The 21,839-nt window shown below is 48.6% G+C and carries 21 protein-coding genes; 6 read left to right on the plus strand and 15 right to left on the minus strand.

The window, feature by feature from the left end; all coding sequences use genetic code 11:
- Positions 1 to 54: 54 nt before the first annotated feature.
- Positions 55 to 2,631 (minus strand): DUF2339 domain-containing protein, encoded by a 2,577-nt coding sequence (locus MHB82_RS28900; protein ID WP_341176455.1) that lies wholly within the window; start codon positions 2,629 to 2,631, stop codon positions 55 to 57.
- Positions 2,632 to 2,804: 173 nt separating this feature from the next.
- The gene (locus tag MHB82_RS28905) at positions 2,805 to 3,848 is read right to left on the minus strand and encodes an LCP family protein (protein ID WP_110758348.1); all 1,044 of its coding nucleotides are present in this window, start codon (positions 3,846 to 3,848) and stop codon (positions 2,805 to 2,807) included.
- 115 nt (positions 3,849 to 3,963) lie between these two features.
- On the opposite strand from MHB82_RS28905, the gene MHB82_RS28910 reads away from it, so the two are divergent.
- Positions 3,964 to 4,938, plus strand: coding sequence for an aldo/keto reductase (locus tag MHB82_RS28910; protein ID WP_341176456.1), 975 nt, complete (start codon positions 3,964 to 3,966; stop codon positions 4,936 to 4,938).
- A 145-nt stretch (positions 4,939 to 5,083) separates the two neighbouring features.
- On the opposite strand, the gene MHB82_RS28915 is transcribed toward MHB82_RS28910, so the two are convergent.
- The 3 genes from MHB82_RS28915 to MHB82_RS28925 are packed head-to-tail and all read right to left on the minus strand — an operon-like array spanning position 5,084 to position 6,695.
- Positions 5,084 to 5,653 (minus strand): MarR family winged helix-turn-helix transcriptional regulator, encoded by a 570-nt coding sequence (locus MHB82_RS28915; protein ID WP_341176457.1) that lies wholly within the window; start codon positions 5,651 to 5,653, stop codon positions 5,084 to 5,086.
- Entirely contained in the window at positions 5,623 to 6,300 is a 678-nt protein-coding gene (locus MHB82_RS28920) for a TIGR00266 family protein (protein ID WP_341176458.1), read from the minus strand. The genes MHB82_RS28915 and MHB82_RS28920 overlap by 31 nt, the downstream gene beginning before the upstream one ends.
- Positions 6,297 to 6,695: a winged helix-turn-helix transcriptional regulator gene (locus tag MHB82_RS28925; RefSeq protein WP_095290738.1), complete on the minus strand. Its 399-nt coding sequence runs from the start codon at positions 6,693 to 6,695 to the stop codon at positions 6,297 to 6,299. The genes MHB82_RS28920 and MHB82_RS28925 overlap by 4 nt, the downstream gene beginning before the upstream one ends.
- 167 nt (positions 6,696 to 6,862) lie before the next feature.
- Here MHB82_RS28925 and MHB82_RS28930 point away from each other — a divergent pair, with 167 nt between their 5' ends.
- Both MHB82_RS28930 and MHB82_RS28935 read left to right on the plus strand, forming a co-directional pair.
- Positions 6,863 to 8,050, plus strand: a complete 1,188-nt coding sequence (locus MHB82_RS28930; protein WP_095360218.1) for an MFS transporter — start codon at positions 6,863 to 6,865, stop codon at positions 8,048 to 8,050.
- Positions 8,051 to 8,273: 223 nt separating this feature from the next.
- The gene (locus MHB82_RS28935) at positions 8,274 to 9,119 is read left to right on the plus strand and encodes an aldo/keto reductase (protein WP_095290736.1); all 846 of its coding nucleotides are present in this window, start codon (positions 8,274 to 8,276) and stop codon (positions 9,117 to 9,119) included.
- 148 nt (positions 9,120 to 9,267) lie between these two features.
- On the opposite strand, the gene MHB82_RS28940 is transcribed toward MHB82_RS28935, so the two are convergent.
- The 4 genes from MHB82_RS28940 to MHB82_RS28955 all read right to left on the minus strand — a co-directional run bounded on the left by MHB82_RS28940 (position 9,268) and on the right by MHB82_RS28955 (position 14,503).
- Positions 9,268 to 11,370, minus strand: a complete 2,103-nt coding sequence (locus tag MHB82_RS28940; RefSeq protein WP_341176459.1) for a glycosyl hydrolase family 18 protein — start codon at positions 11,368 to 11,370, stop codon at positions 9,268 to 9,270.
- The gene (locus MHB82_RS28945) at positions 11,370 to 12,947 is read right to left on the minus strand and encodes a chitinase (RefSeq protein ID WP_341176460.1); all 1,578 of its coding nucleotides are present in this window, start codon (positions 12,945 to 12,947) and stop codon (positions 11,370 to 11,372) included. The genes MHB82_RS28940 and MHB82_RS28945 overlap by 1 nt, the downstream gene beginning before the upstream one ends.
- Positions 12,948 to 13,319: 372 nt before the next feature.
- A complete protein-coding gene (locus MHB82_RS28950) occupies positions 13,320 to 13,604 on the minus strand; it encodes a pectinesterase family protein (RefSeq protein WP_341176461.1) in 285 nt (94 codons plus the stop codon).
- A gap of 2 nt (positions 13,605 to 13,606) precedes the next feature.
- Complete coding sequence (locus MHB82_RS28955) at positions 13,607 to 14,503, minus strand: helix-turn-helix domain-containing protein (RefSeq protein ID WP_341176462.1); 897 nt, start codon at positions 14,501 to 14,503, stop codon at positions 13,607 to 13,609.
- A gap of 118 nt (positions 14,504 to 14,621) precedes the next feature.
- Here MHB82_RS28955 and MHB82_RS28960 point away from each other — a divergent pair, with 118 nt between their 5' ends.
- Positions 14,622 to 15,848 carry an MFS transporter gene (locus MHB82_RS28960; protein WP_445671246.1) on the plus strand — a complete coding sequence of 409 codons (1,227 nt, stop codon included), beginning with the start codon at positions 14,622 to 14,624 and terminating at the stop codon, positions 15,846 to 15,848.
- 83 nt (positions 15,849 to 15,931) lie between these two features.
- A complete protein-coding gene (locus MHB82_RS28965) occupies positions 15,932 to 16,714 on the plus strand; it encodes an ABC transporter ATP-binding protein (RefSeq protein WP_341176463.1) in 783 nt (260 codons plus the stop codon).
- A 41-nt stretch (positions 16,715 to 16,755) separates the two neighbouring features.
- On the opposite strand, the gene MHB82_RS28970 is transcribed toward MHB82_RS28965, so the two are convergent.
- The 6 genes from MHB82_RS28970 to MHB82_RS28995 form a co-directional block, all read right to left on the minus strand.
- A complete protein-coding gene (locus MHB82_RS28970) occupies positions 16,756 to 16,998 on the minus strand; it encodes a hypothetical protein (RefSeq protein ID WP_341176464.1) in 243 nt (80 codons plus the stop codon).
- A 58-nt stretch (positions 16,999 to 17,056) separates the two neighbouring features.
- Positions 17,057 to 18,352, minus strand: coding sequence for a glycosyltransferase family 2 protein (locus MHB82_RS28975; RefSeq protein ID WP_095360226.1), 1,296 nt, complete (start codon positions 18,350 to 18,352; stop codon positions 17,057 to 17,059).
- Complete coding sequence (locus MHB82_RS28980; protein WP_164764216.1) at positions 18,345 to 18,488, minus strand: hypothetical protein; 144 nt, start codon at positions 18,486 to 18,488, stop codon at positions 18,345 to 18,347. Before MHB82_RS28980 ends, MHB82_RS28975 begins: the two co-directional genes overlap by 8 nt.
- 22 nt (positions 18,489 to 18,510) lie before the next feature.
- A complete protein-coding gene (locus MHB82_RS28985; RefSeq protein ID WP_341176465.1) occupies positions 18,511 to 19,386 on the minus strand; it encodes a diguanylate cyclase domain-containing protein in 876 nt (291 codons plus the stop codon).
- A gap of 113 nt (positions 19,387 to 19,499) precedes the next feature.
- Complete coding sequence (locus MHB82_RS28990; protein ID WP_095360228.1) at positions 19,500 to 20,618, minus strand: glycosyl hydrolase family 8; 1,119 nt, start codon at positions 20,616 to 20,618, stop codon at positions 19,500 to 19,502.
- Positions 20,619 to 20,719: 101 nt separating this feature from the next.
- On the minus strand, positions 20,720 to 21,196 hold the full coding sequence (locus MHB82_RS28995) for a MarR family winged helix-turn-helix transcriptional regulator (RefSeq protein ID WP_095360229.1): 477 nt from the start codon (positions 21,194 to 21,196) through the stop codon (positions 20,720 to 20,722).
- 176 nt (positions 21,197 to 21,372) lie between these two features.
- Between MHB82_RS28995 and MHB82_RS29000 the strand changes: the two genes are divergently transcribed.
- Complete coding sequence (locus tag MHB82_RS29000; protein ID WP_095360230.1) at positions 21,373 to 21,813, plus strand: GNAT family N-acetyltransferase; 441 nt, start codon at positions 21,373 to 21,375, stop codon at positions 21,811 to 21,813.
- Positions 21,814 to 21,839 lie beyond the last annotated feature (26 nt).

Genomic DNA, 21,839 nt, shown 5'->3' on the forward strand with positions numbered 1-21,839 from the left:
TGTACCATTGAAAATGTGATCTGACGATTGTTCATATTTTAAAAAGCACTTAACTTACTCAGACCGATCCGATTCTTCCACCTGTGGGGTCTTCTTGGCCTGAACTTCCTCCATCCGACTGGATACCTTCTGATACAGATACGAAATGCCCAGCAATAACACACCGAAGCTAAAGTAGGCGATGATTTTGCTGCCCGTTGTCAGCAAACCGACATCGTAGAACACCATTTTCCCTGTGGAGAACAAGGTCAGACCGAGTCCGAGACGACGAATCATGACGTACCTTCTACGGAATCCGTACGCAATATAGAGAATCGCAAGCAGCAGATACATCAAGCTGAACATCAGACCGATGTCTCCCCATTGGAACTGCACCGTCAGGAAGACCGTGATGACACCCAGCAGGTAGATTCCCGCAATGACCGGGTACCACTCCACACTCTTGAACTGTCCGCGTATGCCCGCAATCAGCAAGTCTCTTCCAGCGAAAAACACGCCAATATTAAAGATAATCAGAACCAGCAATCCCACAATCTCCGCAGCCGTATGCTGCTCCGCTCCCGGATCGAGTGCTGGCATGGACAACGTCACTGCAAGTGCAATACAGCAGCCTGCTGCATGCAGAAAGGTTGTGTAGTACTTCACCATCTGGTCATGAAATAACTTAGCTCGGCTTAAGCCATACGCCAGTGCGATGGTTAATGCAGCAAACATCAGCCATTTGTAGAACAAGTAGAGCAGGAAGGTCCCATCAACCGCTCGGGTATAGAGTTCATTAGACTCGTACAGAACATATATCCATAGGTTGCCGAGGGTAACGTACTTGAATATATTCAGCGCGCCAAGCTCCAGCACACTATGATGAATTTTGGTTTTGGACCATATCCCTTTCCCGCTGCCAACCATGGCATAATACGATGTAATCAAAAGCGCACCCAGGGTAATGCAGGAGTATTTCAGCATAAAATAGGATTGCTCTCCCACCATGTACAGCACCAGCACATCATAATATACGAAAGTGAACACGCACAGGAGCACAACGCCCCAGCCCGCACGTTCTACCGACCTGAACTGTTTCAGATGACCTAGGATAACAAGCAAAATCCCCTCAATTAGCCACCCCATGGACAGCCACTTCGCCCCAAACTGGAACGGAATCATCAGAATGGCAAAGGTTAAGGATGTGATATAGAACAGTAGTATGGTTTGTTTCTCCTGAACCATATTGCGCTGTACCCACCCGGCGAGTCCGACATACACCAGGGAGAATACAAGCGCCAGCAATCCCTGCGCATCCTCCCAGCCTTCTGCGTCAAAGAGTACATACAGCATCAGACAGCTGATGCTCGTATTCATGGCCAGCAGAGCGAAATCCCACCAGGTCAGCTTGACCCGATGTTTGAATGGATACGCGAGTGTAATTCCCAGATATAATGCAAACGTAGCAACCGAATACACCATGCCCACAATGTTGTTCGGCGATAGCCACAAGAGGATTAACATGGACGGTGTATTAAACAGAAAACTGATATAATGCACGATCGGCCAACGTTTGCCGAAGGATATAAGTACAATAATGCCATTAAGAAGCAGCAAATAGACCATGGCAACATACACGGAGTTCCCGCTGAGACCAAAATAGGCCATGTACGAGAACAGGGGCAGATAACCGCCCACCAGACCAAGCGAGCAGATCGTCCTCGACTGATATCTTAGCGATAGCAGGACGGACACCGCCGATACAAGGACAGAAAGTCCAAGACCCGTATATAGACCGATAATATGGAGCAGAAAATAACTGTAGAAAATAGAGCCAAACAGTACCGAGATTCCGCCTCCAAGCAATCCCATCGCAAACGTCTGACGTTTCCGCCGAAACAGCCACTCCCCTCCGGCAAGCATCAGCATGCCGAGCAGGAAGAACGCACCGCCCTTCATCTCATCATTGAACCACGTGGAATACGAATACTGGAACGCTGCACCAACGCCAAGAATAATAAGCAGGATGGCAACCTTGTTGATCCAGCTTAGCCCGATCTTCATCTCCATCCGGTTCTGACGAATCCGGCGCTGAATGGTTTCTTCACTCAATCCTTCCTCCGCCATATGCTCATAGCCAAGCTGCATCTGCTGACGAACTGCTTCTTCCCGTTCCTGCAGCGTTTGTCTATGCCGTTCGATGCGTTCCTTCACCTCTGCAGCTAGATAAGCAATTCTCTCCTTGAACTCCATTGCATCTTCCTGAAGCTCCCCCGAAGCCTTATTGAATAGTGCGTTCATGTTTATTTTGGTACGATGTTCGTGAGCTTCCAACCGGTCATTATGTACCCCTGTTTTCCCGCGGAAGTATGTCTCCATTTTCTCCTGAGATACACGAATAAGATTCAGCTTCTCATCCAGCATCTGTTCGGACAACGCCATCCGAAGCCGGGCATTCTCCTCCTCCATCTTGCGTGCACGTGCCTCGATCTGACGCAGCTTCAACTCGTGTGCATCCACCTGCTCACGAAGCTGTTCATTCTGCACAATCAGGTCATCGGACTGATAGTCCTGAAGCAGCGTGTTGTAGTCTTTCACCAGCTGCCTCTGCTGTTCTTGAACCTGGCGAAGTCGGTCCTTGAAGTCCTTCATAGGGCTCCTCCATTGGTTGATGTTGATGTGTTTACCTATATTTTACTATACATATGCCATGAAATGATCCTATAGATTGTGATGGGTTGCAATAAATGCACAGCAAAAACCCCGGGAAGCAAGCTCGCTTCTCGGGGTTACACCATTTAAAATAAGACTACTTGATATACGCCTTATGCGGCATCTTTCTCTTCCCCATCTGCGGATTCCGGTTCGATGATTTCGGTGGCATCCGGGTCCAGCCAGTTGCTGAGCATGGTCCGTACATGCTGCAGATCATCCTCCGATAGATCATAATACCAAGTTCCACTGCGGGTTGCGCCTTCACCCTTCAGCATATAGTTGCTGATTGTTGGCGCGCTGTCTTTCATATATAACGACTCGGCAAAGTTCACGATGAAATCCGAGCTCATGTTGGTTGTAAAGTTCGATCCGGCAATCTTGATGACGTCCGGGATCTTGGTCAGATTTTTGACCTCCAATGCACGATTCATGAACGCGCTCAGGAAAATTCGGTGGCGCATCGTCCGGTTAAAATCGGAGTCCTCCCGGTATCTGACATAGCCAAGCGCTTCTTCGCCGCTATAGATGGGTTTGTTTGCTTCCACAAACAGCTTCTCATGACTCTTGAGCTTGTTCTCGATATTTTTCTTGATCGGCAGTTCAACGCCGCCAACCGCATCGACAATATCTTTGAGTCCGTTAAAATTAATCGCGGCATAGAAGTCCACCTTGTTCCCCAGCAGATTCTCCACCGTATCCATAGCCATCTTGGCTTCGCCATGGGCATAGGCTGAATTAATCTTCGATTTCACATCCCGCCCGACAATCTCGGTATAGGAGTCTCGCGGAATGGACAGCAGCAGCACTTTATTGTCTTCCGGACGCACGACGGAATAGATGATCGTATCCGAACGGCTGGGTTCATTATCCCGTTGATCAATCCCCAGCAGCAGTAGTGAGAATGGGTCAGTGTGTTGTACCACAGGGACTTCCGCATTCTGATCTCCAACCGGCTTGAAGGAATCATCCAGTGCTTCCTTCACCGTACCTGAGGCAAATAGGTTAAATGCCAGCAGGACAAGTTGTTTTTGGTAGACATATCCGAGTCCTCCCAGCACGATCAGCACGCTTAGGGTAATGATTAGAGGTTTCTTCCATCTCTTCTTCGGTTTCTTCGGCTTCCGGCGGGTTAAATGTGCAGCACTGTTTTCCATCATATCTCCTTTAATAACGGGTTCTTAGAATCATTTAACTATATTAATAACACGTTTTCAATAGATTACGTTATAATCTGCTATACAAGAACTGACACAGAAGGAGCGATGATGAATGGAATATCGACGTTTGGGCAACAGCGGCTTGCGTGTATCCGCACTTGGGCTCGGCACGAATGCTTTTGGTAAACGTGCAGATGACGCGGCTTCAACCCGCATTATTCATGCAGCACTGGATCAGGGAATCAACTTTATCGATACCGCCAACATCTACGCCGGAACCGAATCGGAACGGATTATTGGACAGGCCCTCCAGGGTCGTAGGGAAAACGCTGTGCTTGCAACCAAGGCCGGACTTCCCCGGCATGATGGTCCGCATGGGCGGGGTTCCTCCCGCTATCATTTGCAGCAAGAACTGGAACAGAGCCTCCGGCGTCTGCAGACGGACTACGTGGATCTGTATCAGATCCACACGTTTGATCCGCACACTCCGCTGGAGGAAACCTTGCGAACGCTGGACGATATGGTGTCCTCCGGTAAAGTTCGCTATATCGGGGCCTCGAACTATGCGGCCTGGGAACTCATGAAGGCTCTCGGCATCAGTGAAATGAAAGGTCATGTGCGCTATATTTCCACTCAAACCAGCTACTCCCTGGCAGACCGCACACCAGAGCTGGAACTTGTCCCAATGTGTCTTGATCAAGGCGTCGGAATCATCCCCTACTTCCCACTTGCGGGCGGCATTTTGACTGGCAAATATAACGGACAAGCGGGTATTCCTTCGGGCTCCCGAGCGGATACAGATCCATCCTTCAATCGGTTCCTGCTCGATCACAATGTCAGATTAGGAGAGCAGGTAAGCGAGAAAGCAGCAGAATACGGCTGCTCTCCAAGTGTTCTGTCGCTTGCCTGGTTGCTGGCTCGTCCAGCTGTTTCTACCGTTATCGTTGGTGCCACGCGTACCGAGCAGCTGGAGCACAACCTGGACAGCTTGAATCTGAAACTTACACCGGACATGATTACGGAGCTTGATCAACTTAGTGAATCGTTCCGTCATGGTGAGCCGTTCGCCTCGTACCGGCTCGAATAGAAGCTATTAAAAAAACCTCCCGGCTCATGGTCTGGGAGGTTTTCAATATCTGTATGTAGAGAAGGCCAGGTGCCAACTCATCTTACTTTGCTTCGATGGGTATATCATCTATGAGTTCAATAAATTGTAGGATGCCCTAGAGCAACTATTCCGATTTATTTTTGATAAGCTCCCGCATAATGTCCATATACTCTTCCTTATGATCGCTTACCAGGTCAAAGAATTGTCTGTCAGCCTCTTCAACAAGCTGAATTCCCCGATTGGCCAGTTCCGTGCCTTCCGGCGTTGTAGCAATAATGTTCGCACGGGTGTCGGTCTGATGGCGACTGCGAAGGATCAACCCCCGCTTTTCAAGCGCTCGAAGAACCTGCGAGGTTACATTCACATCCACGTTGGCAAAATGCGCAAGCTGAACCTGCGTTACGCCTTTCCCTTCCGTATCTCTCTCATTCAGCCATAAGCAGCCATGCAGAAGTACAAATTGCGGCGGGGTTAATCCCAAGGGATCAAGCACCCTCCGCACTTCCTTCTGCCACATCGTTGTAACCTGCCACAGCAGGTGTCCTGGACTTTCATGTGCGTTTTTATACTGTGAACTCATCTCATTTATTCCTCCATCACTTGATGCCTTGGGACTTGTTGTATGCCGTGCATTGTAGAGATAATCGGATGGCTGACTGATCGTCAGCGGGAAGGGATGAACTGCTTCACCCATTGTCCGAATCCCTGCGGATTGCGGCTCTGGATCAGGACTGTGCCCTCACCTCTGAATCGGCATACCAGTCCTTCACCACTGGTCACACTGGATAACCAGCCCTGCGATGCTTTTTCGATATGATACTCCATATATTGAGGCCAGGCAACCAGGTGTGCGTTATCCACAATGACTTCTTCTCCAGCTGCCAGATGAACGGCGTGAATTGCACCATAAGAGGACAGGAATACCGTGCCTCTTCCGCTGATCTCAATAATGAAGAAACCCTCTCCCGAGAAGAGGCCTTTCTTCAGGTTTTGCATTTTACTATTTACCTGGATGCCTTCTGTCCCCGCCAAAAAGCCATCCTTCTGCACATAAAGCGAATAGGAGCCATCCAGTTCAACAGCCTCCACACCGCCCATGGTGGAAGGTGACAGCAAAATTTCTGCAGGCCCTCCGGCAGCGGTTAACTCTTGAAAGAAGAACTTCTCCCCGCTGATCATTCTTCCAATTCCGGCAAACATGCCACCCTCCGCAGATCCCTTTAGCTGAACCGTTGGCGTCATGGATACCATGGCGCCGCTCTCAGCCTTGAATCGCTCGCCACGCTGCAAACGAACCTTGAGCATGGCAAAAGCACCCTCATGCAAAATCTCGTAATTCATTGCTTGATCAGCTCCTTGTTCTCATCCGAATCAAAATGGTTCAGTCCATTGTCCTCGAGCATTGCTGATTTGTCACCGTACTCCTTCACGATGTGCTGCTCTCCCCAATTGCATAGTGCATTCAGAATCGGCTCCAGACTCCAGCCATATTCACTGAGCTCATACTCTACCTTGGGCGGGACCTGATTATAGACAATCCGGTTCACGATTCCGTCATCCTCCAGCTCCCGGAGCTGCTGGGTTAACATCTTTTGGGTAATGGCGGGCATAATACGCTTAAGATCACTGGTGCGTTTTTTGCCATGCGTGAGATGACAGAGAATGACACACTTCCACTTGCCGCCGATCACCTCAAGCGTAGCCTCGACCGAGATATTGTATTTTTTTCTGTTCATTATATGCTTCCTCCCCTAATCATCTGATGAACTTACCAAGATTAGCTATATAGGCACCAAAAAGTACGTATGGTACTAAAAAGTACGTACTATTCATTTTATACCGAATAATTCATAATAGCATTTGCCGGTACGTAAATCTACATTCGGGGAGTTGAACAAGAAACATGGTACAAGATTCAAAACGCAGCACCTGGGCCCTACTCGCACTGGCCATTAGTGCATTTGCCATCGGCACCACTGAGTTTATCAGTGTTGGACTGCTGCCACTCATTGCGGGTGACCTGGGCATTTCCGTAACTACAGCGGGACTGACCGTTACTTTATATGCACTCGGTGTAACCTTCGGGGCGCCCATCCTGACCTCATTAACTTCAACCGTGTCACGCAAGACACTGTTGATGGCCATCATGGTTGTTTTCATTGCAGGCAATACGATGGCCGCGCTATCCAGTGGCATCACTATGCTGCTTATAGCCCGGATTATTTCAGCCCTGTCACATGGGGTGTTTATGTCCATCGGTTCCACTATTGCAGCTGATCTCGTGCCAGCAAACCGCCGGGCCAGTGCCATTGCCATCATGTTCTCGGGCCTGACCATCGCTACTGTGACCGGGGTGCCTCTGGGTACACTGATCGGTCAACACTTAGGCTGGCGTGCTGCTTTTATTCTCATTGTTATTGTCGGCATCATTGCCTTTATTGGTAATATGGTACTTGTTCCTTCCACCCTGCAGCGCGGAACACGCACAGCATTCCGTGACCAATTGAAGCTTGTAACGGGAGGAAGGCTGCTGCTGGCGTTTGCGATCACAGCGGTCGGGTATGGAGGGACTTTCGTCGTTTTCACGTACCTGTCTCCGCTTCTGCATGATATCAGCGGATATTCCGAGAAAACTGTGGCTGCCATTCTATTGTTATACGGGATCGCCATTGCGATCGGCAATATCATTGGGGGCAAAGCGGCCAACCGCAATCCGCTGAAGGCATTATTTTATATGTTTATCGTTCAGACCATCATTCTGGGCATACTGTACTTTACCGTACCGTTCAAGCTGGCAGCACTGCTCACCATTCTCGGCATGGGTCTGCTTGCCTTCATGAATGTACCCGGACTTCAGATGTATGTCGTCACGCTTGCAGAACGCTATGCACCACAAGCTAAAGATGTAGCTTCTGCCTTCAACATCGCTGCCTTTAATGCGGGTATTGCCATAGGCGCATACCTGGGCGGGGTCATTACCGACTCCATTGGGCTCGTGCATACGACTTGGGTTGGAGCAATTATGGTTCTTGCCGCCGTTCTCCTGACAGGATGGGCCAGAGTCCTTGAACGCAGATCATCAGTTGCATAAGCATTCGATATGAGAACGGGCTACACCGAATAATTTCAATTCTCAGACGGATCACGTTCAGCGACTCAGGAAGCCTTTATTTAAAGGAACCGGTTTCGCATGGTATAGTATTATAGTACGTTGGACCCTATTTAATCTACCCTCATTTAATTTTGGGGGATCAGATTGAACGTTTTGAGAATTACTTTTTTTGAAATTACGAACACACTTAGGAGGACATCACATGACAGCACAACACTTACAATCTACAGTAGCTTTGCATAACGGCGTTCAAATGCCTTGGTTTGGACTAGGGGTATTTAAGGTAGAAGAAGGCGCAGAATTGATCGAAGCGGTCAAAAAAGCAATCCAGCATGGCTACCGCAGCATTGATACTGCCGCAATATATGGTAACGAATCCGGTGTTGGACAGGCGATTGCCGAAGCATTGAAAGAAAACAACCTGAAGCGCGAAGAACTGTTCGTCACATCCAAAGCCTGGACTGCAGACCTTGGATATGAAGAGACTCTTGCAGCCTTCGATACAACTTTGAACAAGCTCGGTCTGGAATATCTGGATCTGTACCTGATTCACTGGCCAAAAGCAGGCAAATACAAAGGTGCATGGAAAGCGATGGAAGAGCTTTATGCTGCAGGACGTATCAAAGCGATTGGTGTAAGCAACTTCCAGATCCATCACCTTGAAGACCTGATGCAGGATGCCAAAGTGAAACCAATGGTTAACCAAGTCGAGTATCATCCTCGCCTTACTCAGGTTGAACTGAAAGCCTTCTGTGAGAAACATGGTATTCAGCTTGAAGCCTGGTCCCCGCTGATGCAGGGTCAACTGCTGGACAACCCGGTGCTTACCGAGATTGCTTCTGCCAAAGGCAAATCCGTGGCACAAGTCATCCTGCGCTGGGATCTGCAAAACGGTGTCATCACCATTCCGAAGTCCACTAAGGAAAATCGGATCATTGAGAACTCTTCCATCTTCGACTTTGAATTGTCCAATGATGAGATGGATCGAATCAGCGCCCTCAACGAAGATGTTCGTGTTGGACCAGACCCGGACAACTTTGATTTCTAATTTAAATGAAGCAAAAAGCCTCCATTCCCTCGCCCTATGCGAGGTATGGGGGCTTTTGTGTATTGCGGTTTGCAATCCTTCTCAAGGAAAAACCTTATCACATAGAGGACGCTCCGAGTTTATCAGGAGTGTCTCTTTTACAGGTATATTACGTTTGAAGCTGCCACAATGCAGCCACATTGGAAGGTTCCCACCCCGTTAAGGAGGTATGGGATTGCAGGCATTTATACGTTTTTCCATTATACGTAACCAGCTGCCCTACGACATAAGCCGTATTAGCCTGCCAAGCGGAAACGCCGGGATTCGTCGTACCCACTTCGGTTTTCACCGTCAAGGCACTGCTCGCAGCAGACACGTTGCCTGCCGCATCCTTCGCTTTTACTGTAAAAGTATAAGAGGTATCTGCCGCCAGGCCTGTAACAGTTGCCGATGTTCCACTAACGGTTGTCACCAAAACGGTTCCGTTGTATACCTCATATCCGGTTACACCAACGTTGTCCGTGGAGGCTGCCCAGCTAAGGGTGACCGTGGATGATGTTTTTGCAGTTGATGTGAGGTTCGTCGGCACGGTTGGTGCTTGGGTATCTCCCCCCGGCTGAACCGTAGTGCTTACCGTAACGCTATTACTAGCTGCGGATAGATTACCTGCGGCATCCTTTGCTTTTACCGTGAAGGTATAGGAAGTACCTGGTGCAAGCCCGCTAATTGTTGCAGTTGTTCCAGTAACGGAAGTCACAAGAGTAGTGCCATTGTAAACGTTATAACCGGTAACGCCAGCGTTATCCGTCGAAGCATTCCAGGCCAAGGTTACGGAATTTGCGGTTACTCCTGTCGAACGGGCATTACCCGGTACACTCGGTGCCGTCGTATCCGCAGGAGGCACTGTGCCTCCGGTTGACAGATCCGATTTCAACTTGTTTTGGAGTGTCTTGTTGCGGTCCCCACTGAGCTCCCAGAACATTGCTCCGCCAAGCCCTTTGCTCTTGATATATGCGGTTTTGTGTCCGATGGAATCCGCATCGTCATAGCTGATGAAGCGCTTGTTGGAGGCGTTATACAGAAACGGCACTTTGGCTGTATCGTTCCAATAGCGTGTGTATCCATTTTTATTAATGTAGTTCGCTTCCAGATCATAAAAGTCAAAGGAACCTGCCTCCCAAGTTCCTATAGAAGAACCACCCGAACACGTTTGATACTGGCCGTTATTCGCCTGTGCGCATCCATCCCAGCCCCGACCGTAAAATGGAACACCCAGCACCAGCTTGGCAGCCGGTACTCCTGCATTCAGATGCCCTTGTGCTCCGGCAGCCACATTAAATGTATTACTATCCGGTACTCCTGCACTTGCAGCGGCAGGATCCGCATTCAGTGGTGCATTGTGTGCACTGATTTTCTGCCAGGCTCCGTTAAAATCGTAGGTCATGATGTTAATCCAGTCTACGATGGAAGCGATGTTCGCAAGCTCCGTATTGGCAGCATAGGTTGGAGATGCTCCGCTTGCAATCGTAAGCAGATACTCTTTGCCGTCAGCGGCTTCCGCTGCATCCAGCTTCTCGCGGATTTTGCTTAGGAGAAGGGTATAATTTTGCTTATCTTCTGGACGTTTGCTGTTACCATCCAGCCCGCCTGATACCGGGTATTCCCAGTCGAGATCCACCCCGTCAAAGTTGTATTTCCGCAGGAAATCGACGGCAGAGTTTGCAAAGACCTCACGGGTAGCTGATGTTGCGGCTACATCAGAGAAACGGTTGGACCACGTCCATCCTCCAATGGAGATGATTGTTTTCAGATTCGGATTGACCTGCTTCAGCTTGTTGAGCTGATTGATATTCCCTGCATAGGGCTGATCCCATGTGTCCCCTGCAAATTGTTTGCCTGTGTCGATCCAGGGGTCTCCCAAAACAATCGTTCCATTCGGTACGTTGATTGTCTGGCTCTTCTCATTCTGGCAGCTCCAAGTCACCGGATTGGGGCCCGAAGGATCTGGATTTCCATGAATGCCGTTCCAGCAAATATCGGCAAAGGCATAGTTGATATGTGTCACCTTGGTGGGATCAATATCCGTTACATTGTAGTTTCGTCCGTATGCCGCCCAGGCAGGATAGTAACCGACAATTTTATAGGCATCTGCTGCTTCGGCCGTTCGGGATTGAAGTATAAATGAAGGGATGATGACAGATAAGAGCAGGACCAGACCGAGGAGAACCTTACCGACTTTTTTGAAATCCATGGGTTTGGCTTTATATGACATTAGTACACAACCTCCTTCGTCGTTTGCGTGCTGAGCCCGTTCAAATACGAACGATGTGCGTTTGAAAATTGATGGTTCGTATATGCATCCCAGTTAATGGACCAGGTCATAATGCCCTTAAGGCCCGGATATCCCGCGGGTTGGCGCAAGGTATAAGAACCACCGTATGATACACCCTTGATCAAGTAATTCAATGCCTTCTGCAGCTCGGCAGGTGATGTATAGCCCCCACCGGCTGCCTGCTGGGATGCCGGTACACCGATCGCAATCTGATCCGGACGCAATGGACTGAAGAATGAACCCGAGCTTCCACCTACCTGAAAGCCCTGAAGCAGCATCTCGGCCATGGCTACGTGGAAATCTGCTGTCCCCTGAGCGTAGGAGCGTCCGTCCAACCCGACCATGGAGCCACTATTGTAGTGCTGCACGTGGAGCAGCGTCAGGTCGTTACGCAAGGCATGAATTACCGGCAGATATGCCCCCCAGGGACCGCCATAGGACAGATAACCACCTTGGACATAAGCCGTCTCCGGTGCTGCTGTAAGTATGAACTCACTGCCAAAATGTGACTTGACCGCCTTGACACCCTGGATGAGATTAACGATCTTGGGTGTCGTCGGATTACGAAAATCGGTATCCCCTGCATTCAGGGAGAGGGAGCTTCCTTCTAGGTCGATATCAAGACCATTGAAACCGTAAGTCGAAATAATGGATTTAAGCGACTCCTCGAACTGCTGCCTCTTGCCTGCATCGGTAAGCTCAATCGTTCCATTGGCTCCTCCCATGGACAGCAGTACTTTTTTTCCCTGACTCTGAAGATAGGCAATATCCGATTTGAATTCGGCCGTCGTTGCGTTATACGGAGTAAAAGCGAGCGTGCCGCTGCCGTGCGAAACCGGTTCGGCAAATGAGACATTAATGATGTCGTAAGCTGTGGACACATTGCGAAGTCTAATATTGGTAGAGCCATTGTCGAAGTTGTGCCAGTAGCCGATCAGCCATTTGTTACCGATTGGCCCTGGATTCGGAGTTCCAGTGGAAGTCGTAACACTAAGGGGATTGCTTGCAGCAGACACATTGCCTGCAGCATCTTTTGCTTTTACTGTAAAAACATAAGCAGTGCCGCTGGTTAGCCCACTTATTGTCGTTGTTACAGCTGAGGTGCTCTTCACGAGAGCCCCATTTTGGTACACGTCATATCCGGTCACTCCCACATTATCCGTGGATGCATTCCAGGTAAGCTGGACTGAGGTTCCCGTGATCGAAGATGAGGTTAAGCCTGCAGGAATGGAGGGTGGGGTTGTATCCGGAACAGGTGTCTCTCCTCCCTCCCCGGGACCATCCCCAACATACGTCCACAGTGCAGGAACTAGAGGAGGCTCCCAGCCGTTCAAAGCCGTATGGGACTGAATGCATTCATAATTTTTGTTTTGATATGTTACGAGGTCTCCTTTCTTGTATGCGGTGCCGGCCTGCCACTGGGCAGCGGCGTCTGCTCTTGGTGCAAACCACGAAATGATCAGAAGAAATGCCAAAGCGACTATGATAACCGGGCGGACTCGAACAGCTTGATTCAAGCAAAATCCCTCCTGTACTCAGCTTGTGTTCACCTTGCAAAAGCTTCTCCGTACACTGGCATGTGATCTGCAACGATAGGGCTTAATTCGTGATCCAGATTTACGTTTGTAACTTCCTCCTCTCTTCGACATCGGATCTTCCCTCAATTTACGTTTGAAATTAATGACATCCAGATTTTACAGGGAATTTACAGATCCTCAATTGTATTTAATCAGTAAACTGCAAATGAGATAAGGGATAAATTATTCTTTTGGAGGGCGAAAATTGAATATGCTGCAAAAAAAAGGCTGTCTGCCAAGCCCCTAACGGACTTGAAAGACAGCCTTTTATAAGCTCCTGCAACAGGTAGTAAAACGTTACCTCCTGAGGAACTAGCTATTATTAAGCTTCACAAAGGGTGCCCAATCATCCTCTCCGGATAGCACCCTAGATAATGAATATTCCCCTGCCTGCTGCTCATTCAAAATGGTTGCCCACGGCTTCTCGATATGCAGCTTCTCAACATAGACACCTGGTCTAATACGAACAACAAACTTACCGCTATTCTGGTCCGGTATGGCGTCAATCGCAGCCTGAATCGTAGTAAAATCACCGCTCCCGTCCTCAGCAACTAGGTAACCATTCATATGCAGATCCATTTCCTGTACGTATTCCAATTCTACATCTGGTTCCGATACTCCATCGGTGTTACACCCTTTATTCGCTGAAACACTCTATAGAACTGACTGACATTGGAGAATCCCAGCCGAAAGCTAATTGTGGTCACTGAATCTGTCGTAAGACGCAACCGTCTGGTGGCTTCCTCCACACGCAAATGCAGCACATACTGATACGGTGTTGAACCTGTCAATGCTTTGAAGGAGCGCATAAAATGATATCTGCTCTGATGCGCTATTGCCGCCATGGAATCAATGTCCATCGAACTTGTATAGTCACTGTGTATATACTCCAGCACGCGCCGGAGATGGGGGTCAATGAACGCGCCTCCGTTGCTGGTTGTTCGCTCAAACCAATTCTGAAGTTGCTCGCAAACCAGATTCGACCCAGCACCCCCAGTGGCATCAATTCCTGCAGTTGCTACCGTCAGGCTACCTCTATTCTGTTGTCCACCAGACAGCACTTGTGAAAGATATGCCTCTACGGCTAGTTCGATTTCCTGTATTTGCAACGATTCAGGCGCGTCATCCAGCAAAAGGGCGCTCCAACCTCGGAAAAGTCTGCTGATTTCAGAAGGGTCGAAGATTTGTGTGGGCCGAAATTCGGTCTGCGCCCTTCTTCGATCTAAATCCCCCAAGCCACCTCCTGGTGGATTACGGAACTTGATAACGATAACTGCCGAATCTGAACCAATCTCGAAAAAGTGCTCCATCTGGGGATGGGCAATTATGCCCTGTCCTGCTTGCAGAGGATAAGCCTGCTGTTCCTGCACCAGATGACACTCGCCTCTTACTGGCAACGTAACCTGATACCAGTCATCATGCACATGGGGTTCATTGGAGAAACCACCTGAAGCCTTCCACAATTCCAATCCATTCAACGTCATGTTTAATTCCATCGTTTCCTCACCTGCAGACATTATAGCAAATCGTGCTCACTTTCCAAGCACTTTTCGCAAAGACAATAGCTGCCTGGATCTTTTATCATGGTAAAAAAATAATTCGAGGTGATCTCCCGTGGCTCAAGCCGCTGTAAGCAAAATGCAAATCAATCACTCCGCCAACTGGGCGCTTGCCGGAGTCAGCTTCGCCCATTTGCTGAATGATGCGATGCAGACCGTTGTTCCGTCTGCCTTCCCGCTGTTCCAGCAAACCATGCAGCTCAGTTTCGCTCAAATGGGCTGGATTGCCTTCACATTGAACATTACCGCATCCGTTCTACAACCGCTGATCGGTTATATGTCTGATCGCAAGCCGATGCCGATCCTGCTTCCCGGAGGCATGTTATTCTCCCTGATTGGTGTTCTCGGCTTCGCCTTGTCTTCCGAGTTATGGATGCTGCTTGTTTCCGCAGCATTGATTGGCATAGGCTCGTCCATTCTCCATCCCGAGTCCTCACGTGTCGCCCATCTGGCAGCTGGTCGCGGACGCGGAATGGCACAGTCCATCTTCCAGGTCGGTGGCAACACGGGTCAAGCCCTCGCGCCATTGCTCGTTGCCTTTATTCTGCTGCCACACGGGCAGCTTAGTTTCTTATGGTTGATGGGTTTTGCCCTGATCGGGATTGTTATCCAGTCTTCCGTCAGCCGTTGGTACAGAGACAAGCTGGGAGAAAAACAAACCCTTCAGCAGCAGCCTGTACAGTCCAATCGCATCGGGCAGCTTACTTCCCAGCCTGCAAGTAGGGGATTTATCGCTTTTACAATGGGGATCCTCATCCTGCTGCTGTTTTCCAAATTCGTATATATTGCCGGCATGAGCGGGTACTATGCCTTTTATTACGCGGATGCGTACAACCTGCCTCTTTCGCAGGCACAGATCTGTCTGTTCATTCTACAATTTGCGGGAATGATCGGAACCTTGCTCGGCGGCCCGCTGGCTGATCGTTACGGACGTAAACCGATGATCTGGTTCTCCATCGCGGGTACCGCACCATTTTCATTACTGCTGCCATATGCCGGACCTGCTCTATCCATGGTATTATGCGGCATCATTGGACTAATTCTCATGTCAGGCTTCAGCGTCATTATTGTGTATGCGCAGGAACTACTGCCACGTCATATCGGAACGGTGTCCGGATTGTTCTTCGGCTTGTCGTTCGGCATGGCGGGACTTGGGTCTGTTGTGCTCGGTTCGCTGATTGATGTGACCAGCATTTCATTCGTCATCAAGCTATGTTCCTTCTTACCCCTACTCGGGGTGTGTGCTGTATTCCTGCGCCGAGATCGGCCAAGAACGGCCTAATACATTGAAACGTCAGTCATTTTGTGACTACAATAAGGTCAGGATAATCGAGACAGAGGTTAAACAGAAGGAAGGAATACGACATGATTATTGATGTACAGCACGTGACTTGGAAAAGGGGACCGATCACCCTGTTGAATGATGTCAGCTGGCGGGTTAATGATGGAGAACACTGGGCACTGCTCGGCCTCAACGGCTCTGGCAAGACCACGCTGCTTAACATGATCACGGGTTATCTCTGGCCTACCGAAGGCACGATTTCGGTGCTTGGACATCCCTATGGAGAGGTCGACCTGCGTGAACTGCGTAAAACCATCGGCTGGGTTAGCTCCTCGCTCCAGGAAAAATTACATGGAACGGACCGAACCCAATATGTCGTCATTAGCGGCAAGCATGCCACAATTGGCCTCTATGACAAGCTATCCGATGAGGATCTGGATCAGGCCCGGGAACTGATGACCACTCTTGGCTGTCAGCACTTGTGGGATCGAGAATATCGAACCTGTTCACAGGGCGAGAAGCAGAAGCTTCTTATTGCCAGAGCCCTGATGGCGAATCCGCGCATTCTTATTTTGGACGAGCCCTGCAATGGGCTTGATCTATTCTCCCGTGAGCGGCTGCTGGAGAGTATCGGCGAATTATCGCAGAGACCAGACTCTCCTTCCCTGATCTACGTGACCCACCATACCGAAGAGATTCTGCCCATATTTAGTCATAGTCTCCTGCTTCGGCGAGGTGAGGTTGTGAGCAGCGGGTTAACCTCTGAGGTGATGAACACCGAAGTGTTGAGTAACTTTTTTGAAGGGCCTGTAGATGTAGATCAGCATGGAGATCGTGTCTATGTGAGAGCAGCCGTTAATAAATAGCTCCTCTGCACACAGCCTGAGTTCCTAAACAGCCAAAAAACTTATCCACATGTGGATAGGTTTTTTGGCTGCTTCAGGTTATTCCATCTATCCACAGCATGCTGTGTGTTATTTGCTTGCAGAGAGAGGAACAAAAACAGCGGAATTCGCTGTCTGCGCAGATAGGTTTCCTCATTCAAGAAATATTGGCGCTGCCATAAAAATCGGATCCATGTTCGCTCACTACGCAGCCCTCCATTCGTATTCTCCGAAAGATTATACCTATTGTGCACGTGTTCTTCCATAAAAAAAGGACTGCCTCTGAACAGGTCAGAAACAGCCTTTGTTTTAACATGAATGAACTCAGCCGAATCGCTGCGTTTTATACCATTTGGTTTCTCTGCGGAACAGCTTGTCCCCAATGAGAGAGACAAATGCCTTAACAGAGATAACCAGAAACAACTGGGCATATGTGAAGTAGGAAAGGCAAGCCACAATGAAGTTTTGGGTATTGCTCTGTCCAATATCCGCGGAGAGCGCCAGATTAATTTGCAGTACATAAATGTAATACATAAGTGCCCAAGCGATAACCAGATATACGTATACGTCTCCGGAGAACTGGAATGGAGAAATAACGTTGGGATTAAACAGTGCGATAACTTGGTATACAAGGTTAGAAACAAAGATAATATCCGAAACAATAATGGCAATCATAAACCAGAAATAACTCGCAGCATAGTACAGGACATGGAGTTTAATTCTCCAGCTTGTACGGTCGAACAGATGCTTAATATTATCAATAACGACCTGATAGTTTCCCTTGGACCAGCGCTGGCGCTGTTTCATATACACTTTCAGTTGCTCTGGCTCCTGCTGATAGGCTTCCGCTTGCGGCGCTAATGCAATAAGCTGACCACGGGTAAGAATATCAAATGAAACTGCCGTATCTTCTGTAATGGCGTCGGGATCCCATCCGCCAATTTCGCGAATCAGATTGGCCTTAATGATATAGTTGGTGCCTGGAATCGTCCCGAGTTTGAATAACTCCCATAGCCCGGTGTGGTGAACGCGCTGAACGGTTACAAGCTCCAGATTAATACAGCGGGAGAGAAAATTCTGCCCCCGGTTACGAGCCTTATTACGTCCAAATACAGCACCATGCTTCTCTGGATTCTCCAGCGCTTTCTGTGTCAGAAACATTAATGCATTTCGTTCCGGTGCCGCATCTGCATCATAAATGCAGATCCATTCGCCCCAGGCAAGTTCTAGACCATCATTCAGGGCCCCGGATTTCCCTCCTGTTCCTTTCCGCTCCAGAATCGTGAAATCCCGGTCTGCATAGCTGCTCTTAGCTTTAAGCGTCTTCAGCCGTTCAGCTGTATCATCCGTGCAATTATCTGCGATGACGATGACCTGAACTTTATGTTCGGGATAGTTCAGACGCAGAATATGCTCAACCGTGGAAACGATAACTACACCTTCATTATGCGCAGGCACCATAACCGTTACCGTTGGATAGTCATCCATGTTCTCCGGGATTTGAATTCCCTTTTTCTCTTGTTTATTGATGAATCGAATAGCCCCGGCCATAATGACAATAGATTCAGTGACCGATATCCAGATACTAAGAATGGACATCAGCAGCAGGAAATCAGCCATTCAACTTCCTCCGATCATATTTCCTGTTAATCTTCCCTCGAAAACGCAGCGTTGCAACGGTTAAAATAAGTATCGTAATCATGAAAAAGCTGCTGACGATAATGCAGAGCGGAACAAACCATGTTAAATAATTCACCGGACTATGCCTCCTCCTGCATCTAGATGTATTCTCCAATGAGATCTGTCTCTGTATTCCGTTCTAGTGCAGCAATTACAGCATCGATATCCTCGTATTTACTGAACTGTTCCTTCTGAAAAACAAGGGCACCGGAGCGAATAACCGTCTGCAGCTCGTTTCCCTTTTTATCGATAAATTGCAGATCCATCATGGCCTTTTTGATCCTTGCTGTAAGCACAGGCAAATATTCCACATTGGTCATCGGACAGAGAATGACGAACCGTCCCCGGTCTACAAAAAATTTATAATCTTCGAACCGAATTTGCTTCTGAATGGTGTTCGACAGCTCAAGCAGAAACTGTGCATACCGGACGGATCCGAGTGATTCAAGGACCAGTGGCAGAAATTCAATCTTGAACATGGCCATGCTGAATCCATACTGCTCCGAGTATCTTCTTGCCAGGTTACTCTGCTTGATAACCGTATCTGCAAGGGCCTCCTTATTGCCGAGGGTGGTATCCAGATCCAGCTCCGGATTGCGATCCTGCAGTTCCTGCAGTCGCTCCATCACACGTGCGTTTCGAACCAGACTGGCTTTAATGAAGGCAGCAACTGCCACATTGGCCGGAATCAGCAGCCACCATGAGAACGTCAGTACATCCACGTTCGCGTAGGTCACAAGCCATACAAAATAAGAAACCAGGTATACAAACCCGGCAACAACAGACACTCCGACAGGTATCACAAAACCAAGGACCAGCGCGCCAAGCGACACAATGCTGAATATGACATCAAGCGTGGTAAAACTCTGATTCATGTAGATTTTGAGATAAATGACGAGCTGCTGAATAACAGCTAATCCAATCAGACTGGCATATCCCCATGCGATACGCTGGATAGGTGCTTTGTTTCTCATAGTTTCCTTCTCTCCGATGGTTTAAGTTATGTCTTCTAGTAATCCGCCAATTTATGACATCATTAGACAATGGTATCCTATCATATCTATACCCAAATAAGAATACAAATCTATTACTTTTTAAGGAACTTCTGTAATTCAGTCTCTCCAAGCAAAGGGAACAGATTATCAAACATATGGGTGTTCCCATCAAACACATATCCTCCCGGATAAGCCCCATCCTGACCACGCATCGTGATCATATGGTTATACAGCTGTTTGGCCCATTTTGGATCACCAGTGCGCACGGCAAGCAAGATGGCGAGTCCATATACGGAAGGCGATTCATAGTTTACCGCAGGTGCACGATTGTTACGAACATACTGTCCGGGCAGCTGATGACGGACTTTAAATTCCTTTTTCAAAAAAGAAATCAACTTATCCGGTTCCCGGCTGGTCTGGGCCAGGTGGTTCGCTACGATGAGCTGATCGATCAGGTTTACCTTGTCATCATAAGTATACTCCTCGGTTACAACGTTGAATGTTTTGGGATAGAATACTCCGTCATCGGGCATGTTTCGAAGCAAATTCTCATACTTGGCGTATGTCCCAGGCTGCAGCATCTCGTGTTTCTCCATCTGCTCGAGAGCCGGTAAGTCCACATATACCAAGCTCAACGTATCCGGGGAATACCCTCCTGCAAAGTCATGAAAATCAACAAAGTATCCTTCATTCTGTACGGATTGGCTCAAGGTACGAGAGATCTCGGCAGCCGTGGTCAACTTCGCATCTCTGCCCTGTTCCCATTGATCCGCAGCCTTTAATAATGCGTCTATAATTCGAAAATCATCACCCAGTGCATTCGTCGTTACGTGGGACTTGCCTTCCTTGTCCAGTTTCCAGGCAATATACTTTTGAGGCATTAGAAAATAAGTCGTGAGCAGTTCATAGCTCTGTTCAAACAATGACTGATCGTTCTTGGCCACCGCATATTGCATCCACAAACCCAGTGATTCCGACAACGCCTCCCTGCCGGCAACAATGTCTGCCTGCTCTGAAGCAGCATCCTGCAAATAGGAAGCCAGCGTGCCATTCGGATTGGTCATATGGTTCTGGACAAATGCCACCGTCGGGGACACCTCGTTCATCACAAACCTCTCCTTCATGTACAGAAACGACAAGGCTATAATACTGACTGCAATAACGGATAGTGCCACCAGCCACGTCAGTCTTCTACGCTTGATGCTCTTCATGATTGCCTCCTGTGCGATGAATCCTGTGGAATGTTGATTCTTTTCCTTGAAATAAGCTCGGCTATGGTCTGGGATGCAGGAATCAAGGATAGGGGCTCTGCTCATTCGGACTCGTTCATGTAGGCCCGGCGGCCGCCTTTTTTGACAAACTTCCAATCGACTTCAATATTATGACGCATCCGCCGCAGAAGGTTGACCGCCAGCTCAATCTCTTCCTCTGTCAGTCCTTCCAGCGTAACCTGGTCGGAGTGCACTCCCTCTTTTTGAATAAAAGCCCAGGCATCCAGTCCGGCCTCTGTTGGATATAATTGCTTGTTCTTTTTATTACCCAATGCCGACTTCTTGACGATAAACCCGTCTGCCTCCAACTTGCTGATCGCTCTGGCTGCCGTGGTGCGGTCCACTTTGATCATCTCAGCCAGCTGGTTAGGAATGATGCCAGGGTTCTCGCATATGCGATACAGATACAAATACTGTCCACGAGAGAGGTTCAAATGTTGAAATTCAACATTACTGATGGAATCCAAACAACGTGCGATCATGCCGATCTCGCGCAGCACTTCTTTTTTCTCAGTCATTGTACGCACACCCTCTTATTATTTTGTTGCATACGCAACATAATTAGTGATATAACTAAAATTAACTCATCTTAAAAGTGAACGATGGAATTTTGCTCTTTTGAGGATCGCATTTTGCTTTTGTATCAGTTTACCATGTCAGAATGACATTACTATCGGTTAAAGGAGAAACATTCATGAATACCACTATTGTAGAAGTTGATAATCAGGAACTGCTCGATGCCTGCTTCGCCATTCGTACCGCTATCTTTGTAGAAGAGCAAGGGGTTTCTGCAGAAGAGGAATTCGACGCCTATGATGCACTCGGTACTGAAGCCCGTCATATTCTCCTCTACGTAGACGGCGTACCTGCCGCTTCCTCCAGATTGCGTATTGTGGAGAATGTCGCGAAGCTGGAACGGATCTGTGTGATGATGGATTACCGCAAACATGGCCTCGGCCGGGTGCTGATCGATAAACTCGAGCAAATGGCACTGGATCAAGGGCTGAAAAGGGCCAAACTGCATGCTCAGGTTCAAGCTTCCGGGTTCTACGAACGTCTTGGATATGCCGCAGCCTCCGATGTGTTCATGGAAGATGGCATTCCCCATCTGTTAATGACCAAACAGCTCCAATAGATATTAAAAAACGCCTCTGTACTCAC

The sequence above is a fragment of the Paenibacillus sp. FSL K6-2862 genome (genome assembly GCF_038005125.1).
GTDB classification, from domain to species: domain Bacteria; phylum Bacillota; class Bacilli; order Paenibacillales; family Paenibacillaceae; genus Paenibacillus; species Paenibacillus illinoisensis_A.

Coding starts and splice junctions, on each gene's coding strand:
- MHB82_RS28985 (WP_341176465.1), bottom strand. CDS start 19,386: ATGAGAAACAAAGCACCTATCCAGCGTATCGCATGGGGATATGCCAGT.
- MHB82_RS28905 (WP_110758348.1), bottom strand. CDS start 3,848: ATGGAAAACAGTGCTGCACATTTAACCCGCCGGAAGCCGAAGAAACCG.
- MHB82_RS28935 (WP_095290736.1), top strand. CDS start 8,274: ATGACAGCACAACACTTACAATCTACAGTAGCTTTGCATAACGGCGTT.
- MHB82_RS28965 (WP_341176463.1), top strand. CDS start 15,932: ATGATTATTGATGTACAGCACGTGACTTGGAAAAGGGGACCGATCACC.
- MHB82_RS29000 (WP_095360230.1), top strand. CDS start 21,373: ATGAATACCACTATTGTAGAAGTTGATAATCAGGAACTGCTCGATGCC.
- MHB82_RS28955 (WP_341176462.1), bottom strand. CDS start 14,503: ATGGAATTAAACATGACGTTGAATGGATTGGAATTGTGGAAGGCTTCA.
- MHB82_RS28940 (WP_341176459.1), bottom strand. CDS start 11,370: ATGTCATATAAAGCCAAACCCATGGATTTCAAAAAAGTCGGTAAGGTT.
- MHB82_RS28930 (WP_095360218.1), top strand. CDS start 6,863: ATGGTACAAGATTCAAAACGCAGCACCTGGGCCCTACTCGCACTGGCC.
- MHB82_RS28925 (WP_095290738.1), bottom strand. CDS start 6,695: ATGAACAGAAAAAAATACAATATCTCGGTCGAGGCTACGCTTGAGGTG.
- MHB82_RS28970 (WP_341176464.1), bottom strand. CDS start 16,998: ATGGAAGAACACGTGCACAATAGGTATAATCTTTCGGAGAATACGAAT.
- MHB82_RS28900 (WP_341176455.1), bottom strand. CDS start 2,631: ATGAAGGACTTCAAGGACCGACTTCGCCAGGTTCAAGAACAGCAGAGG.
- MHB82_RS28920 (WP_341176458.1), bottom strand. CDS start 6,300: ATGAATTACGAGATTTTGCATGAGGGTGCTTTTGCCATGCTCAAGGTT.
- MHB82_RS28910 (WP_341176456.1), top strand. CDS start 3,964: ATGGAATATCGACGTTTGGGCAACAGCGGCTTGCGTGTATCCGCACTT.
- MHB82_RS28915 (WP_341176457.1), bottom strand. CDS start 5,653: ATGGGTGAAGCAGTTCATCCCTTCCCGCTGACGATCAGTCAGCCATCC.
- MHB82_RS28995 (WP_095360229.1), bottom strand. CDS start 21,196: ATGACTGAGAAAAAAGAAGTGCTGCGCGAGATCGGCATGATCGCACGT.
- MHB82_RS28990 (WP_095360228.1), bottom strand. CDS start 20,618: ATGAAGAGCATCAAGCGTAGAAGACTGACGTGGCTGGTGGCACTATCC.
- MHB82_RS28975 (WP_095360226.1), bottom strand. CDS start 18,352: ATGGCTGATTTCCTGCTGCTGATGTCCATTCTTAGTATCTGGATATCG.